This window comes from Mucisphaera sp. (assembly GCF_965279675.1).
Lineage (GTDB): Bacteria > Planctomycetota > Phycisphaerae > Phycisphaerales > Phycisphaeraceae > Mucisphaera.
On sequence record NZ_CBDIIJ010000002.1, the window covers coordinates 862,856 to 880,049 of the forward strand.

Genomic DNA, 17,194 nt, shown 5'->3' on the forward strand with positions numbered 1-17,194 from the left:
GAATCAACGCCTTCCGCTCGAGTCGTTCATATCGTTCGCCTCAGCGGTGTACTGAAACCATCCCGTAACGGCAGTCGCGGATTTAGCTTGGGCAAGACGCTAACGCTGATTTTGGGTTAGCCGTTTGACACAAATTCAGATCGATCAAGCCTTTGACCCCCCTCAGAGGGTCTGATAGCTTCGAAAAAATCGGCTGGTGGATGAACCACTGGCGCCCGGAGTGTGGTGTTCTATGCGTCAATCCTGCTCAACGGCCGCCTGCCTCGCCGCCAGCCTGGCCCTCTCGGCGTCTCTGCCCGGCGTCTCCCTGGCTCAGGACGGCCCGCCAGAGCGTGACGGGATACTGTCGCCTCAGTACTGGGACGCCTTCTTTTCGTTCGAGGGCAAACTCGGCTCGGACCGGAACATCGGCGAGACGGATGTGCTGATCCCGCTGACGCAGCTTCAGGATCAGCTGCTTTTTGCCGACTTTCGCTTCCGGTTCGACGACGATGAGTCCCAGGAATACAACCTCGGCTTGGGCTATCGCCGGCTGGTGACCAACAACCTCATCCTTGGCGGGTACGGGTTTTACGACCACCTGATCTCGGGCAACGACAACAGCTTCTGGCAGCTGACGATCGGGGCCGAGGCGCTGCTGGAGTCTTACGAGTTCCGGGCGAACATCTATCTGCCTGAGGACAAGGAGAGTCAGTTCGGGCCGGTGAGCACGGGCGGCATCCTCGATGGGAACACGATCAACTTTGCGCGGGCACGGGGCGTGGAGAAGCCGCTGCCGGGTTTCGATCTGGAAGCCGGCATCCGCTCGCCCGTGAAGGACATCGATGCGTGGTTCTACGCGGCCTACTTCCACTTCGATGATTCGGACTTCGAGACGGTCGCCGGGCCGCGCCTCCGGGCCGAGTGGAACATCGACGCCGAGGCCATCTACCCCGGTGCGAAGATCACAACAGGCGTTCAGTGGCAGGACGACGATGTGCGGGGGAACCAGACGTTCCTCACTTTGGCGTTTCGGATCCCGCTAGGTCTGGGCGGACGGCCGGGCGCAATCTCGACGCCATTGCCCGACTGGCAGCCGGCCCGGATGACGCGGAAGGTCGAGCGCGACATCGACGTCGTGACCGGTCAGCGGTCGGTCATCATCTCGACCGAGCCGGCGACCGTGCCGGGCACGGCGGGGGCGCAGGCGTTTGGGGCGGTGGATGTGGTGCAGCTCAACGGAGACGCTGCAGCGGGGGCCGGCACCGTCGCTGACCCGACCGGCGACCTGATCGCTGCCGTCAATCTCGGGACGCCGAACATCTTTGTGCTGGGCAGCCAGACACGGTTCGATCTGGCCTCCACGATCAATCTTCAGGACGGTCAGTCGTTGCTGGGCGGCGGTTCGGTGGTCCAGATCGCCGATGCGTCGGGTACGGAAACCGCTTTCTTCAGGGTGCCCGGCTCCCGAGCCGTGATCAGCCAGGATGACACGCTAACCGACGTGGTGCGGGCCGCCAACGACACCGTGATCGATCAGATCGCTCTGGTGAATGGTCGCAGCGCCGTGGTGATTGATGGCGTCGACAATGTGGAGGTCCGTGGCTTCTTCAACCCCTTCTTTGGCGAGAGCGACACAGTCTTTGTGGGTCAGACCGGTGATCCCATCCAGATTGTCAACGGCGCAACCAACGTGCTGATTGACAATGTGGCTATACGAGATCAGCAGGCCACTTCAAACGCCTCTGTCCGCATCAACGGCGGGGCCACGAGCAACGTGACCCTGAACAACCTGGTGGTCACCGGCCCGGCAGTGGCCGGCATCGTCATCGAGAACAACGCCAGCAGTGTCGCGGTCTCGAACGTCACCGTCACCGGTTCGGGCACGACGACGGATGTTTTCCGGATCACGAACGCCGCCGATGTGAGCCTGGAGAACGTGTTTGTCCAGGGCCCGACGCTCGGGAACCGGCTGATGAACGCGAACACCGTCGACAACCTCGATATCAATGGTTTCTCGGCGGTAGGCTTCGCTTTCGGCACCGGCCCCGCAGGTGGCTTCGACAACGGTGACATCTTCCTGCTCGACAACGTGACCAACACAGATGTCAGCGACACCAACACCATCACCAACCTCGACCTCGCGCCGGTCACCGTGACCTCGACAGGGGCGAACGGCTTCAGCGGCCTGCTGGTGATCCGGAACTCGGACGACATCACCTTCAACAGCGTGCCCGCCTTCGCCGGGGACGTGCCGACGCTGCAGACGAGCGCCCAGATCACCGGGGCCCTGGTTCGGATCGAGGATTCGGGCGCGACCAACGACATCATCTTCGAGGGCTACACGTTCGATACGTCGCTGAACACCGACGCGCTGGGTGAGGCTGCCGATGCCGTGCTGTTTGCGATCGACAACAGCAACCTGACGTTCAACAACAACACGCTGATCACGCGCCAGCAGGAAGAGGGTGACCCCGCGGTGGATACGTTTGTGTTCACGGGCGCGACGATCAATCTCGACGGCAATGGCAACACGCACCTGCTGTTCAATCCGACCACCGGACTGGAGCCAGCCAACCCGGTCGTCAACGACACGGCGACGACCATCAACGGTCAGATCGACTTCGGCTCGCCTGATGGCTTCGTGGATACCGACGGGTTTACGGCGAACTAGCCGGCTTTCAGGCTCTCGATCTACGGCGTCAATTGACGCGTTCGGGTTTGAGTTCGCGGGTCATGAGGGTGGCGATGCCGTCGATGGGGTCGAGGTCTTCGAAGAGGACCCGGTAGATGGCGGTGGTGATGGGCATCTCGACGCGGTAGCGCTTGGCCAGTTCGACGACGCCCCGGGTGGTGGGGACGCCTTCGACGATGCCGGGGATGTCTTCGAGGACCTGGGCGAGTTTGTTGCCGCGGCCGAGCATCTCGCCGCAGGTGCGGTTGCGGCCGGTGGGCGAGAAGCAGGTCGTGGCGAGGTCGCCGACGCCGGCGATGCCGAAGAAGGTTTCCTGCCTGGCGCCCATCGCGACGCCGAGCCGGGTGATCTCGGCGAGCCCGCGTGCGAGCAGGGCGCTCTTGGCGTTGATGCCGGCCTTCAGGCCGTCGAGGATGCCTGCGGCGAGGGCGATGACGTTCTTGGTCGCGCCGGCGAGTTCGACGCCAAGCAGATCGTTGTTGGTGTAGACCCGGAGCCAGTGGGTCGAGAAGAGGGCCTGGAGCTGCTCGGTGAAGCCGGTGTCTTCGGAAGCGGCGCAGAGGGTGGCGGGCAGGCAGTGGGCCAGTTCCTCGGCGACGGTCGGGCCCGAGAGTGTGGCGAGGGGCCGCGGGCTGCGGTCCGGGTGATCGCTGCCGGTCGACGACTGCAGGACCTCGGCGATGACCTGGGTCGGCCGGAGAACGGTTTTCTGCTCGATGCCTTTGGAGACCGAAGCGACCGGCACGCCCGCGGGCGTGAGGGGGGCGAGCCGGTCCCAGACCTCCCGGATGTACTGGGTCGGGATGGCATTGATGATGAGTTCGGCGCCGTCGAGGGCCTCCCGGGCGTCGCTGGTGAGCAGGATGCCATCCGGGAACTTCGGCCCGGGGAGGTAGAGCACGTTCTCGCGGGCTCGGGCGATCTGCGCGAGCTTACGGGCGTTGGCCCCCCAGATGTGCACCCGGTGGGCGGGTGCGAGGATGAGGGCACAGACCGTCGCCATCGCACCGTTGCCGATGATAGTGATATTCATGGCTCTTTCATAACCCAGATCGGAGGCGGACACCACGTTGACGGGGAACGCAGGGGCATCCAGCCAATCGACCGAACCAACAGGCCCTCGGCAACGTCCGCTAATCGTGGGCTTGACCGTGGAAAAGTCAGGCCGCCGATGTACCTTTGAGTCAACCCGAAATAACCTCCCACCCCAGGACTCGCCGATGATGCATCCACAAGGTGCGACCGAGCCTGCCTTTGATTAGGATGCGAGCATCCCGTATCGGGGTGGAACCAGGGTGCCGGACCGAGGTTTAGAACGCATGCATCGAGACAACAGGTACCCGAAAGCAGGAGCTACAGGCGTGAGCAGCGAGCAGACGCAACGCAACCGTCGATCCATCGCCAAGCCGTGGACCGTTCTGGCCCTCGGCCTCGCCGTCCTTACCGGACCCGTTGGCTGCGAACTCGATTCCTACCTGGACCCCTCGGTCGTCGGCCGGTGGGAGAGAACCCCGGGTGAAGCACCCATTCTCGACCGCATCGACATCATCGAAGCCCAGGACGACAACATCCTCCCGGTCACCGAGGTGCAGCCCAGCGACCTGATCCCCGACGTGCAGGAGTACGTGATCGGCTCCGGCGACCTCGTGACCATCACGGTCTTCGAGCTGGTGGTGCCGGGCGTGGAATCGGTGCAGACACGGCGTGTGGATGAGACCGGCACCGTCCGGCTGCAGATCGTCGGCCCGGTGCGGGCGGCGGGCACGACGCCCAGCCAGCTCGAGCGGCAGATCGTGGACGTCCTCGAATCCCGGGGCATCCTCCGGGACGCGACGGTCAGCGTCATCATCCAGGAATCCCGGCAGAACACCTTCACCGTTTACGGCGAGCCGACGCTCGGCGGCGTGAACATCGGCACCTATGTCATCCCGAAGCCGGAGTTCCGGCTGCTCGATGCGCTGGCGCTGGCCCGTGGTGTCCCCGGCCGGACCAAGCGACTGCAAATTCTTCGCCAGGCGAGACTTACGGATGAATCCGACTTCGGGATCCCCGGACTCGATGAAAACCAGCCGGCTGAGCCCGAACAGCCCAACGAGTTGATCGACGACCTCTTCGAAGGCCTTGGCGACGAGCCCAGTTCCTCGGGGGTGGACGCCGACGCCGACCCGCTGGGTGAGCTCGGCATCGCCGACCCGCCCGCGACCGGCGGCGCGGCCCCCTCGGCCCTGGAACGCGGCCTCGACCCCGAAGAGGGTGCGGCCCAGTGGATCTACGTCAACGGTCGCTGGGTCCGCTCCGGCCGTCCGCAGGCACCGGTGTCGCTGCCAGGCGAAGAATCGGCCCAGACGGACGACCCGCTCGGCCAGCTGATCACCCAGCGGATCATCGAGATCCCCTACCGGGACGGTCTGCTGCAGGGCGACATGCGTTTCAACATCATCATTCGCCCGGGTGACGTGATCCGCGTGCCCGAACAGACCGGCGGCTTCGTCTACGTGATGGGCGCCATCAACCGGCCGGGTGCCTACCAGATCCCGGGCGAACGGGACCTGACCCTCAAGCAGATCATCGCTTCGGCGGGCAACCTCTCGCCGATCGCGGTGCCCGAGCGTGTCGACCTGATCCGACGCGTGGGTGACAACCAGGAGGCCTCGATCCGGCTCAATGCCCGGGCGATCTTCGACATGACCGAGCCCGACATCTATCTAAAGCCCAACGATGTCATCAACTTCGGCACAAACTTCGTGGCCGCCCCGCTGGCCGTGATCCGCAACGGCTTCCGGATGAGCTACGGCTTCGGCTTCGTGCTGGACCGGAACTTCGACGAGAGCGTCTTCGGCCCGCGTCAGAACGCCAACTGACCCGCGGTTTCGTTATCGGACCTGCAGACGGTTTAAATCCCCCAGCCTGCCAAGCTCTGGTATCTTGCCAGCCACCGGGTGGTGGCCGGCTGCTTTTGCGCCTCAGCCATTTTCTCGGCAGCCGAAGGATTGGCGAACTCTCGATGGGCACAGGACGTAGAGCCCGGACCCGCCTCAGCATGGGCGGTGATTCCGTCGATATCGATTTCGCCTGAGCCGGACCAACCGGCTCTTCTACGGGTGTTAAGAGATGACCACCGTGAGCCTGCAAAAACCCCTGGGCGAGACCCGCCCCGGCCCCTTCCTCTCCCCCGGCGGGTGGGGCCTGGTGGCCCTGTTGACCCTCACCTTCGGGCTGCTGCACTACGTGTTCCTCCGCCGAACCTGGATCTTCGCCACCACCGATTCCGACTGGTCGCACGCCCTCATCATCCCGCTGATCTCGCTCTATTACATCCGGATCCACCAGCAGAACATCTTCCGGGCCATGCCCCGGGTCAGCCCGTTCGGGCTCCTGATCATGCTCGCCGGCTTCATCGGCTATGGCCTGGGCATCTACCCGATCCGCAACGACATGGCCCAGGGCTACTCGATGATCCTGGCGCTCTTCGGGCTGGTCTGGTTCATCATGGGCCCCTCGGCGATGCGCTGGCTCTGGTTCCCGGTGGCCTATCTCGTCTTCGCCGTGAAGGTCTCGGACCGGATCTGGGAGATCATCGCCAACTTTCTCCAGGGGATCGCCGCGAACGCCGCGGTGGTGGTGCTCGAGTGCTGGGCCGTGCTGGATCCGAACCTGCAGTCGGTCAACAACCGCGGGATCACGATCGACCTGACGTTCTTCAACAGTGCCGGGTTGGTCGTGACCGAGAGCATCAACGTCGCTGAGGCCTGCTCGGGCCTGCGGATGCTGATGGCCTTCATCGCGCTCGGGGTGGCCTTTGCCTTCATCCAGAACCTGCGCTGGTGGCAGCGGATCACGCTGATCTCGCTGACGATCCCGATCGCCGTGCTGGTGAACGTCGCACGCGTGTCCGTCATCGGCGTGCTCTACATCTACAACAAGGACATGGCGACCGGCGACTTCCACGTGTTCGTCGGGATGCTCATGCTGATCCCCGCCGCCATCCTGTTCATGATCGTGACCTGGATCCTTGACAACCTCGTCGTCACCGAAGACGACGAAGGCAAACCCAAGAGCGCCCGGGCCTCTGTCGAGCAGATCACCCTGAGCGAGCAGGCCGCCGTGCCGACCGACTGGGCCAGCCCGGCGCGCATTGTGACGGCCCTGCTGGCTGGTGTGGGCGTGACGGCTCTGGCCGGTCTGGCTTACTTCAGCCTGCTGGCCAGCGCCAGACCCGACGTGATCAGCGAGAGCTTCCCGGCCTGGGCCGGTGTCGCCGGCCTCGTCGTGAGTGTGTTGCTGCTGCTGGTGGCGATCCTCAAGGTCCTGCCCGGCTTCTTCAGGAGTCTGCCCGAGGGGCTGGTTGGCGGGACAGCCAGGCAACTCGCGATCCTCGTGGTCATCGGCGGCGTCGTGACGGCCACCGCGGGCCTCAATCGCGCCGTGGCCTTCACCGAAACCGTGCTGTTCAAGGAAGCCGTCCCGCTCAGGACGCCCATCCCGCAGATCCCCTTCACGATCGGCCCGTGGATCAAGGTGCACGACACCGTGCTGCCCAAGGACGTCGTCGATGAACTCGGCACCGAACAGTACGTGAGCCGAATCTACGTCAACACCGACCTGCACCCGAACCCCGGCATCAATATCCGCAACGAACGCGAAGTCGCCGATTACCTCGCGGAAGCCCCGCTCGGCTCGGTCGTTCGCCTGCACGTGGCCTACTACACCGGCACGGTCGATACCGTCCCGCACGTGCCCGAGACCTGTTTTGTCGCCGGCGGCCTGGTCCCGCGACCCGGCTCGGGCTTCCCGGTGATCAACCTCGATCCCTCACGGCTGACCGAAGAGCCCGAGCACGGCGTCTTCCTGGGCACCGCCACCGTGAACGGACAACCGACACAGGTGCGCATCCCCGAAGCCTCGTTCCCGATGCGTCAGTTCACCTTCGGGTCTGAACTCGACCCGACCCGCGACATGCACGTGCTCTACGTCTTTGCCGCCAACGGCGAGTTTGCGACCACCGCGGAGGAAGTCCGGCTTCAGGCCTTCAACGCCACCGATCGCTACAGCTACTACTGCAAGATCGAGATCCAGCCGCTTGGCGTCGCCGACCACGACGCAGTGATTGAGACCGTGGAAAACGCCATGAATGACATGCTGCCACAGATCATGGCAGCACTCCCGGACTGGGTCGAGGTGACCGAGGGCCGATGGCCGCTCGAGTCCGATTAAGACACTAGAGGAACCACTTCAGCCATCGCTGAATCTGGACGTGATTTAAGCAAGAAAGACCGTTTCGATGCCCAAGCAGCGTATCAACACCCCGTTCGTTCTCATGCTCGTCGGCGCCCTGGTGCTGGTGATAGGCGGCGCGTCCGCCTTCTACTTCCTCGCCGTCTACCAGGACCCCGCCAGCCGTGTGGTCGAAGCGCGCCAGCACCTCGACAACGGCGACTACCGACTCGCCATCGAGCAACTGGTCGCCGCCACCAAGGCCGAGCCGACCAACATCGAGTATCAGAACCTGCTGTTCGACGCGCTTCGGGCCTCACCTGTCGCGGACATCCCTCAGGCCAACAAGCGTCTCGGCGAGCTGCGCACCATCCGGCGGAACGTCGCGACCCTCAGGCTCTCGGACCCCGAGGCCCAGCGAGCCCACTACGCCTTCCTCAACGAGCTCCGGCGTGATCTGGATCCCGGCTTTGTCAACGTCATGTACAACGAGGCCAACGAGCGGCTGCAGTCGGTCGAATCAGACACGGTCGCACTGAAGTACCGCGGTATCGCCAGCGTCCTGCGTTTTGCGCGTGGCGTCGCCGATGCCGATGAGCGGCAGCAGGCTCGGGTGGACCTCAACGCCGCCCTCGAGGCCGACCCCAACGATGGCGAGAGCCTCCACGCCCTCGCGACCTGGCTCATGCTGGAAGCCGAGCGCATCGCACGTGTCGCCGCAGCCGACCCCGAGATCGAACGCCTGCGCAGCGAAGCCGGCACCGTCCTCGACCGGTTGATCGAGGCCGCCGGCGACGACATCGGTCTCAAGCTCGATTACGTCTCACTGGCCATCCTGCCGGAGGCCCAGCGACGCAGCAACGCCGTCGAAGTGTTCAATGAAGTCGAACAGCAACTGCTCAACGCCGGTGGCTCACGCAGCAACGCCCTCACGGTCCTGAACATCCTCGGCAGGGGATCGGGTGGCGGCCGACCATCGCCAACCCCGATGACGCTGGCGGGCAGGCCGCCGCCGCCGAAGCCGATCGCCAGCGAGCGGTGCAATTCGCCGAACGCATGGCCGAACTGGACCCGCAAGACGCCTCGATCCGCCTGCGTCTGGCCTCGCTCTACAGAGCCCAGGGCGAGCCCGCGAAGGCCGTCGCCACGGCTGAGGAGGTCCGCCAGCTGACCGCCACCAAAGCGCCGCCCCTCGAAACCCTGCGGGCGCGGCTCGTTCGCCTGCGTGCCAGCCTGGAGATGACCAACGCGCTCTTCCTGCTCGCCGATCAGCAGGACGCCGAAGGCCGCGAGCCGATCCTCGCGCGCATCGACGAGATCGCGAGTGAGCTGGAGATCTCCTTCCCCGACGCCGCCGAGGTCACGCTGCTCTCCGGCAAGCTCGCTTTTGCCCGCCGAGACTTCCGGCAGGCCGGCATCCTCTTCGATGAAGCCTCGGCTCAGTACGGCGAATCCAACATCGAAACGCTCATGCTCTCAGCGCGTACACGTCGGTTCCAGCAGCAGTGGGGGGCCGCTGCTGAGCGGTACGAATCGGTCCTGGCCTCTCGCCCCAACATGGTCGAAGCCCGTCGCGAGCTCATCCAGGTCTACCTCTCGGAGCAGCGGCCCAACGATGCCCGCCGGCACATCAGCACCCTGCTCACGGCCGACCCGAACGACGCCTTCGCCAACCAGGCCCTGGCCCAGCTGGTCGTGAACTTCGGCACCGACGCCGAGAAGGAACGGGTCTTCGAGGCGATCGATACAGAAGACCCGAGCGTCGACATCCGCACCAAGCTGCTCGCCGTCCGCCTGCTCGACGACCTCAACCGGGACGAAGAAGCCCGCGACCTACTCATCGAACTCAACGCCCTGAACCCCGGCAACACCCAGGTCATCGCGCAGCTGATGGATCGGATCGACGACCAGGAGCAGAAGCTCGCCCTGATCGCCACGGCCGAAGCCGAAGGCGCAGACGAGCAGGCCATTGAGCTGCTCCGGACCGTCGCAGAAGGTGGCGACGTCCAGGACATCGTGCAGGGCATCGTGCGCGAGCGTTCCACGCCCTTCGCCCTGGCCCGTGCCCGGGCCCAGGCCGCCTTGCGCGTCCGCAACATCGAAGCCGCTGAAGAAGCCATCGCCGAAGCCGAGGAACTCGAACCCGAGAACGACCAGATCGTCGAGCTGAAGTTCGACCTGGCGATGATCCAGCAGGACTACGCCGGGGCCAGACAGGTGGCCGAGATCGCCCGCCAGCGCAACCTCGACCGGGTCAACGGTGCTTTCTACGAGGCGCGCGTGTTTGCCGCAGAGCAGCGCTACGAAGAAGCGACCGCGACGCTGCTGCGTGGCCTCGACATCAACCGTATCAACCCCGAGAGCTGGACACTGCTCGGCGAGATCTACCGCCGACAGGGCCTACTCGATCAGGCCGCCGACGCCATCGACCTCGCGCTCTCTCAGCGAGCCAACAACCTCGATGCCCTCCGGCTGCTGGCCGGTATCCGGGATGACCAGGGACGCTCGGGCGAAGCGCTCGACGCTCTCCGCCGTGCCTACCAGCTGCAGCCGGACAACGCCGGTATCCGCAACCTCTATCTGCTCTACGAAACCCGACACGGCCAGGCCGAGCTGGCCCTCGCCGCTCGCGAGCGTCTGGCGAACGAAGAGCCGACCGACTACGCCAACAAGCGTGCACTCACCGCGATGCTCGCCGAAGCCGGACGGGCCGACGAGGCCCTGGCTCTGGTCGAGAGTCTGCTCGAAGACGAAGGTGCCATCCTCGCCAACATCGCCACCCAGGCCAGCACCCTTCTGACACTGGGCCGTGGTGAGGAAGGCGAACGTGAGATCCGGCGGTACATCGCGTCCCGTGGCGACGAAGCAACCGCCAACGACTACCGGTTGCTCGCTCGCTACCGGCTGCAGGCCAACAACTTGAACGGGGCCGTGCAGGCCTACCGCGAAGGCATCACCCGGGAAGACGAGAGCCTGCCTCTGACCCGCGAACTCGCCGGTCTCCTCTTCCAGCGGGGTGAATCCGACCTGGCGACCACCCTTTATCAGAAGCTCAACCAGCGCTTCCCGGAAGAGGAGTTCGTGACGCTCCGGCTGGTCGAGTCGCTGCTGCGTGCCAACCGCCTTGATGACGCTCGGACGTTCCTCGATGAACAGACCACACAGGACGCAACCACGCTGCTGCTCCGCAGCCAGCTCGTGCTGCAGGAAGGGGATCGCGACGGCTCACTCGAACTGGTTCAGCAGTCGCTGCAGCTCAACCCCGACTCGGTACCCGCGTTGATCCGCCGGGCCAACCTCGTGGCTTTCGATGATCCCGATCAGGCCCTCATCGATCTCGACCGGGCACTGACCCTGGACCCGAGTCAGACCGCTGCACGCCTGCTGCTATCCGACGTGCACCGCCGGTCGGGCAACTACATCGATGCGGTCCGCGAACTCCAGAACATCCTGAATCGCGAGCCTCTGCAGACCCAGGCACGCCAGAAGCTGATCGACCTGCACCTGCGCACCGGCGAGCCGCAACTGGCCCGCGCCGTGGCCCAGGAAGGCCTGCAGCTCCAGCCGCAGAACACCCTCTGGCACCGCCTGGCCGCTCGTGTGGCCGTGACGCAGGGACGTGCTTCCGATGCGGTCCAGAACCTCCGCGAGGCGTTCGCCATCCAGCCCAATGCCGCCAACCTCGGCGCACTGCTCGCACTGCTGGCCGACAACGATCGACCCGACCTCGCCCTCAATCTCATCGACCAGAACCCCGAACTCACCGCCGCGGAGCCGACCATCCAGGCGATCCGTGCCCAGGCCCTGGCCATGACCGGCTCGAGAGAGGCCTCGCAGCGGGTCTTCACCCGTGCGCTCGAACGCGCCAGCAACTACCCCGAGATGAACGCCATCGCCGACCGCGTCCAGCGATCCTTCGATATCGAAACCGCGATTGACCTGCTCGTGAACACCACGCGTGGCCGCGAACCGCTCTGGTCGGAACTCGCCGCCGCCCGGCTGGAAACCAACGACGGACGCTACGACGAGGCCGTCTCCCGGCTCCGGGCCCTCGAAGGCCGGATCGAGGGCGAACCCGACGCCTTGCGGTTCCAGATGCTCACGCTCCTCGGCCGGGCCCTCCAGCTCTCGGACGCCTTCGTCGATGCCCGGGTGGCCTACGAGGAAGTCCTGAAGATCCAGCCCAGCGACCTGCTGACCCTCAACAACCTCGCCTTCCTGCTCGGCAACAACCTCGGCGAACCCGAACTGGCCGTGGAATATGCCCAGCGGGCCGTCAATCTCGCCCCACAGAACCCCAACACCCTCGACACGCTCGGCTGGGTCCAGTACCAGGCCGGCCTCGTGGATGAGGCCCGGCGAACCCTTGAACTCAGCATCTCCTTCGGACGACTCCCCGTGAATCAGTATCATCTCGCCGTGGTGCTGGCCGATCAGGGGTCGGTTGCCGCAGCCCGTGACCTGCTGGAGCAGGCCATCGAAGACGCCGAAGCGTCTGGCGATCAGGAGACACTCGAGAAGGCACGCGAACGTCTGCGCACGCTCGCACAGGGTTAACACTCAGGAAAGCATCACATGACAGCCAACCCACTCGGTGCAAGCACCCCGCCAACCGGACCGGACCCCATGCAGGGTCCCAGCAGGTTCCGCCCCATCGACCCCATCAAGGTCCTGCGCGGCCACATCATCCCTTTGATCATCACCGGGGTGATCGGCGTGCTGATCGGTCTCGGTGTCTGGTTCACGCTGCGCACCACCTCGCCACAGTTCACCTCGACGGTGCTCCTGACCTACCAGACCCCTGCGATGACACCCGAGCAGATGGGCGCTGAGAACTTCCGCGGCACCGATGCCGTCCAGCTCCGAATCTTCTCCGAAGTCCAGCGTATCCGCAGCCAGCAGGTCATCGAACGCGCGATCGCCCAGCCCGACGTCCAGAACACCGCCTGGTTCGCCCAGTTCGAGACCCCCGATCAGGCCCGAGACGCCCTGCGCGAAGACCACCTCGTCGTCCGTACCCAGCGAAACTCCCTGCTCATCGAGTTGGGCGTCTGGACACAAGACCCCAGCGAAGCCCCCCGCATCGTTAACGCCGTCGCCCAGGCCTACCAGGGCATCCTCAGCAACGCCGCCCTCGCCGGCGACGAGCAGGCCCTCGCCTCCCTCACCAACCAGGACCGCCGCCTCGACGAGGACATCGAGCGTATCCGCCGATCGCTCCGCAACTTCCTCCAGAACGAGGGCATCGAGTCCCTCCAGCGGCAAGGCAACGCCGCCGCTCAGGAGTTCGAGATCCTCAACGCACAGGCGGCGGAACTCCGCCTGTCGCTGGAACAGGCCACGGCTCAGTATCAGCAGCTCGCCGAACAGCAGGCCCAGGGCGACGTGCAGGTCACCCCCGACCTCGAAGCCGAGCTGTCGATGATGCCCGGCATCGCCCGACGCGACGAAACCCTCAGGTCCCTCCGCGAATCCAAGCGCGCTCTGCTGGCCCGCTTTGGCGACGAACATCAGCAGATAATCAACATCGATGCCCAGATCGCCGCCGTCGAGCAGGAAAAAAGCTCCGAGATGCGGCGTATCGCCCGCGAAACCCAGGCCGGCCGACTCGAAACCGCTGGCAAGATCGTCGAGCAGCTCCGTGCCACCCTCGCCGCCATGCAGCCCCGCATGGAAGAAGCCTCACGCAAGATGGTCGACCTGACCGAACGGCTGGCCCAGTACTCGCAGCTCGAGAACGACCTGCTCCGCTTTCAGCGGCAACAGGAGGTCATCCGGGGCCAGCTCAACCAGATCACCGCCCGTGGCGATCTGCGTGAGGCCCGCCTGACCATCCGCCAGATCACCCAGCCCACCGAAGCCAGCATGACCTTCCCGAGCTTCATCGTCATCGTGCCCGGCATCACCGTCGCCCTGCTCGGGCTGGTCACCGGCATCATCTTTGTCCGCGAGCTGCTCGACCAGCGGGTGATCTCGCCCACCGATATCCGGATGCTCAGCCGGGGCACCCTGCTCGGCATCCTCCCCGACGCCACCGAGGACCCCTCGGGCTCGGGCACCATCGACCGCGTCGTCGAACGCGACGCCAACGGCCTCATCGCCGAGCAGTTCCGCCAGGTCCGCACCGCCATCCTCCGCAGGATGCAGGGCTCCGGACACAAGAGCCTGCTGCTGACCTCGGCCCAGCCCGGTTGTGGCACCACGACGATCGCCCACAACCTCGCCGCCAGCCTCGCCCAGAACCACCGCAAGGTGATCCTGCTCGACGCCAACTTCCGCCGACCCCGGCTCGCCGCCCTCCTCGGGCTCAGCAATGACCGCGGCCTCGCCGATGTGCTCCGTGGCGAAACCAGCATCGATCAGGTCATCACCCCGATGGACGACTCGCCCCTGTCCGTGGTCACGGCAGGCCGCAACACCGGCGTGATCTCCGATCTGTTCGACACCGTCGCCTTCTCGAACCTCGTCGAGCAGCTGTCGAACCGCTACGACTTCGTCATCCTCGACGGCCCGCCCGCCCTTCTCAGCTCCGACAGCCAGTTGATGGCCAAGTCGGTGGATGCCGTTGCCGCAGTCGTCAAAGCCGGCACCGACAAGCGTGGCATGGCCGACCGCATGCTCCGCCAGCTCGATGGCGACAAGGCCGAAGTCCTCGGCGTCATCCTCAACTGGGTCCAGTCGTCGGCCGGTGGGTACTTCCGCAAGAGCTACCAGGCCTACTACGACTACCAGAGCGCTGATGAGTCGCAGCGGCTCTCCGCGTGAGCAGACCCCGTCCGGCCAACGCCGGACCACTCCGCGGAGGAGACCAAGCGGTGACGCCCAAGGTGATCATCACAGGAGGGGCCGGCTTCATCGGCTCGCACCTGGCTGAAAGCCTGATCAAGGCCGGTCAGCGGGTCCATATCGTCGACAACCTCTCCACCGGCTCCGCCGACAACCTCAGCCACCTGCCCCGCGACGCCTACACCTTCACCGAAGGCTCCGCCGCCGAAGTACTCCAGCAGCAGCCGGACATCTGGGAAGGGGTCGGCACCCTTTATCACCTCGCTGCGTCGGTCGGCGTCCAGATGATCCTCGAAGACCCGACCGCGATGATCCGCAACAACGTCGAGCAGACCGACGCCGTGGTCGATGCCGCAGCCCGCCACCGCGCCACCCTGCTCATCGCTTCCTCCTCCGAGGTCTACGGCCGCAGCACCGACCTCCCACTCCGCGAGCAGGGCGATCTGGTTTACGGACCCACCACCTCCGCACGCTGGGCCTACGGCATGGCCAAGGCCCTCGACGAACAACTTGTCCTAGACGCCATCCGCCAGCAGAGACTCAGCGGCGTGATCGTCCGGCTGTTCAACACCATCGGTCCCCGGCAGGTCGGTCAGTACGGGATGGTCGTGCCACGCTTCGTCGAGCAGGCCGTCGCCGGCAAGCCGCTGCAGGTCTACGGCGACGGCAGCCAGACCCGCGCCTTCTGCGATGTCCGCGACGTCGCCGCCGCCATGCAGACCCTCATCGACACCCCCTCAGCACACGGCCGGGTCTACAACCTCGGCAGCGACCGCCAGCTCTCGATCCTCGAGCTCGCGGAAATCGTCATCCGGCTCGCCGGGACAAACGCCACGATCACCAGGGTCCCGTACGATCGGGCCTACCCGCAAGGCTTCGAGGAAACACCCGACCGCGTGCCCAGCCTCGAACGCATCCGCGAAGCCATCGGCTTCCGGCCGATAACCAGCCTCGAACAAACCCTCACCGAATTGATCGATAAAGCCAGAAGCCAGACCTCCCAGTCCCCCCCGACCCGCACCGCCGAGCAAGCCACGTGAACGAAACCGCCCAAACCGCCATGACCGTCTCGGAAGTCATCGCGCCCTACATGCCGGTCTTCTTCGTGGCCTTCCTGGCGTCGCTGATCATCACCCCGATCATGCGGTCGATCGCCACCCACAACAACATCGTCGACAAGCCCGACCTCATCCGGAAGAACCACATCCAGGCCATCGCCTACCTCGGCGGGGTCGCGATCTTCCTCGGCTGGCTCGCCGGCGTCATCATGGGCTACTTCACCGAACCCCACGACGCCCACCTCCCGACCGGCCTCTCACAGATCCACTTCCCGATCTGGGTCATCGTCGGTGCCGGTCTCATCTGCCTGACCGGCCTGATCGACGATGTCTACGGCCTGAGCCCGCGCCTCAAGGTCGCCGGCCAGCTCTTCGCCGCCGCCATGCTGGCCCACGAGAACGTCGGCCCGCAGATCATCAACGAGCTGATCGTCGCGATGGAGCAGGCCACCGGCGTCATGAACCCCCTGCCCGACTGGCTCATGGCCGGAGCCTACGGCCAGGAATACCTCGGCCTCGAATACTGGCTCGGCACCGCCCTCATCGCCTTCCTCGTGATCGGGGCCTGCAACGCCCTGAACCTGATCGACGGCCTCGACGGCCTCGCCGGCGGAGTCACCGCCATCTCTGCGACCGGTTTCCTCGTCATCGCCGCTTTGGTCACGGTCCAGACCCAGGATGCCGTCCTGCTCGCCGAAGGCACACTCAGTCACCCGATACGGCTGGTGATGTGCCTGGCCATCATTGGCGCCGTGCTCGGTTTCCTGCCCTACAACTTCAACCCAGCGACGATCTTCATGGGCGACGCCGGCTCGCTGCTGCTCGGCTATCTCTGCATCGCCACCGTGCTGATGTTCGCCGCCGTCCCCGGCAAGGCCCTGCTACTGGTCACGGCGTCGCTGATCGCCTTCGCCGTCCCCATCACCGACACCTCCCTGGCCATCTTCCGCCGAAAGATGCGGGGCCAGCCGCTTTTCAGCCCCGACAGCCAGCACATCCACCACCTGCTCCGCCGGGCCGGACTCTCGGTCAAAGCCGCGGTCCTCACCATGTACCTCGCCGCCGCCTCCTTCGCCGCCATCGGCTGTGCGATGGTCGCCGTCGAGCTCCGCTGGCGCTACGCCCTGGCCGCCTTCATCGTCCTCTACAGCTTCATCATGGTCATGGCCTACAAGTACGGCGAGCACCAGTGGCTGCTGGAGAAAATGAAGGCCGACAACGATCAGGATCAGGACGGTCCCCAGCAGCCCAGTGCGTGAACAACGATCATCGGCCTAGCCTGGCAGTTCACCCCACCCAATCCTCTGACGATCCCCTCACAATCCCGCTTGCAGCCTGTGCCTGCTCGGTTTAGGATAATCGATCCCGCGAATGGACTCGCAGTCGGGGCCGGGATGCTATCCTCCGCCCCGCTTCCACGACGGAAACAGCACGAAACCCGATCTGAAACCGGTGCCGCACC

At 65.2% G+C, this 17,194-nt stretch carries 9 protein-coding genes; 8 read left to right on the forward strand and 1 reads right to left on the reverse strand.

Translation table 11 applies throughout. The features are described 5' to 3' along the window. Positions 1-232: 232 nt before the first annotated feature. A complete protein-coding gene (locus ACQZAB_RS03855; protein ID WP_428387236.1) occupies positions 233-2,653 on the forward strand; it encodes an inverse autotransporter beta domain-containing protein in 2,421 nt (806 codons plus the stop codon). A gap of 28 nt (positions 2,654-2,681) precedes the next feature. Here the strand turns inward: ACQZAB_RS03855 and ACQZAB_RS03860 are convergent, their stop codons facing one another. Next, positions 2,682-3,707: an NAD(P)H-dependent glycerol-3-phosphate dehydrogenase gene (locus ACQZAB_RS03860; RefSeq protein WP_428387238.1), complete on the reverse strand. Its 1,026-nt coding sequence runs from the start codon at positions 3,705-3,707 to the stop codon at positions 2,682-2,684. A 286-nt stretch (positions 3,708-3,993) separates the two neighbouring features. On the opposite strand from ACQZAB_RS03860, the gene ACQZAB_RS03865 reads away from it, so the two are divergent. The 7 genes from ACQZAB_RS03865 to ACQZAB_RS03895 all read left to right on the forward strand — a co-directional run bounded on the left by ACQZAB_RS03865 (position 3,994) and on the right by ACQZAB_RS03895 (position 16,991). Continuing rightward, positions 3,994-5,535: a polysaccharide biosynthesis/export family protein gene (locus ACQZAB_RS03865; protein ID WP_428387240.1), complete on the forward strand. Its 1,542-nt coding sequence runs from the start codon at positions 3,994-3,996 to the stop codon at positions 5,533-5,535. Positions 5,536-5,785: 250 nt separating this feature from the next. After that, the gene (locus ACQZAB_RS03870; protein ID WP_428387242.1) at positions 5,786-7,888 is read left to right on the forward strand and encodes an exosortase/archaeosortase family protein; all 2,103 of its coding nucleotides are present in this window, start codon (positions 5,786-5,788) and stop codon (positions 7,886-7,888) included. Between the two features lie 67 nt (positions 7,889-7,955). Continuing rightward, a complete protein-coding gene (locus tag ACQZAB_RS03875; RefSeq protein WP_428387244.1) occupies positions 7,956-9,059 on the forward strand; it encodes a hypothetical protein in 1,104 nt (367 codons plus the stop codon). Continuing rightward, positions 8,945-12,445 carry a tetratricopeptide repeat protein gene (locus tag ACQZAB_RS03880; protein ID WP_428387246.1) on the forward strand — a complete coding sequence of 1,167 codons (3,501 nt, stop codon included), beginning with the start codon at positions 8,945-8,947 and terminating at the stop codon, positions 12,443-12,445. The genes ACQZAB_RS03875 and ACQZAB_RS03880 overlap by 115 nt, the downstream gene beginning before the upstream one ends. A gap of 18 nt (positions 12,446-12,463) precedes the next feature. Beyond that, positions 12,464-14,653 carry a GumC family protein gene (locus ACQZAB_RS03885; protein ID WP_428387248.1) on the forward strand — a complete coding sequence of 730 codons (2,190 nt, stop codon included), beginning with the start codon at positions 12,464-12,466 and terminating at the stop codon, positions 14,651-14,653. A 50-nt stretch (positions 14,654-14,703) separates the two neighbouring features. After that, positions 14,704-15,714: an NAD-dependent epimerase/dehydratase family protein gene (locus tag ACQZAB_RS03890; protein ID WP_428387250.1), complete on the forward strand. Its 1,011-nt coding sequence runs from the start codon at positions 14,704-14,706 to the stop codon at positions 15,712-15,714. Further along, the gene (locus ACQZAB_RS03895; RefSeq protein ID WP_428387252.1) at positions 15,711-16,991 is read left to right on the forward strand and encodes a glycosyltransferase family 4 protein; all 1,281 of its coding nucleotides are present in this window, start codon (positions 15,711-15,713) and stop codon (positions 16,989-16,991) included. The genes ACQZAB_RS03890 and ACQZAB_RS03895 overlap by 4 nt, the downstream gene beginning before the upstream one ends. Positions 16,992-17,194: the final 203 nt, after the last annotated feature.

What these genes read in the sequence shown, in the direction of transcription:
- ACQZAB_RS03875 (WP_428387244.1), top strand. Translation starts at nt 7,956, where the DNA reads ATGCCCAAGCAGCGTATCAACACCCCGTTCGTTCTCATGCTCGTCGGC.
- ACQZAB_RS03885 (WP_428387248.1), top strand. Translation starts at nt 12,464, where the DNA reads ATGACAGCCAACCCACTCGGTGCAAGCACCCCGCCAACCGGACCGGAC.
- ACQZAB_RS03870 (WP_428387242.1), top strand. Translation starts at nt 5,786, where the DNA reads ATGACCACCGTGAGCCTGCAAAAACCCCTGGGCGAGACCCGCCCCGGC.
- ACQZAB_RS03880 (WP_428387246.1), top strand. Translation starts at nt 8,945, where the DNA reads ATGGCCGAACTGGACCCGCAAGACGCCTCGATCCGCCTGCGTCTGGCC.
- ACQZAB_RS03865 (WP_428387240.1), top strand. Translation starts at nt 3,994, where the DNA reads ATGCATCGAGACAACAGGTACCCGAAAGCAGGAGCTACAGGCGTGAGC.
- ACQZAB_RS03855 (WP_428387236.1), top strand. Translation starts at nt 233, where the DNA reads ATGCGTCAATCCTGCTCAACGGCCGCCTGCCTCGCCGCCAGCCTGGCC.
- ACQZAB_RS03860 (WP_428387238.1), bottom strand. Translation starts at nt 3,707, where the DNA reads ATGAATATCACTATCATCGGCAACGGTGCGATGGCGACGGTCTGTGCC.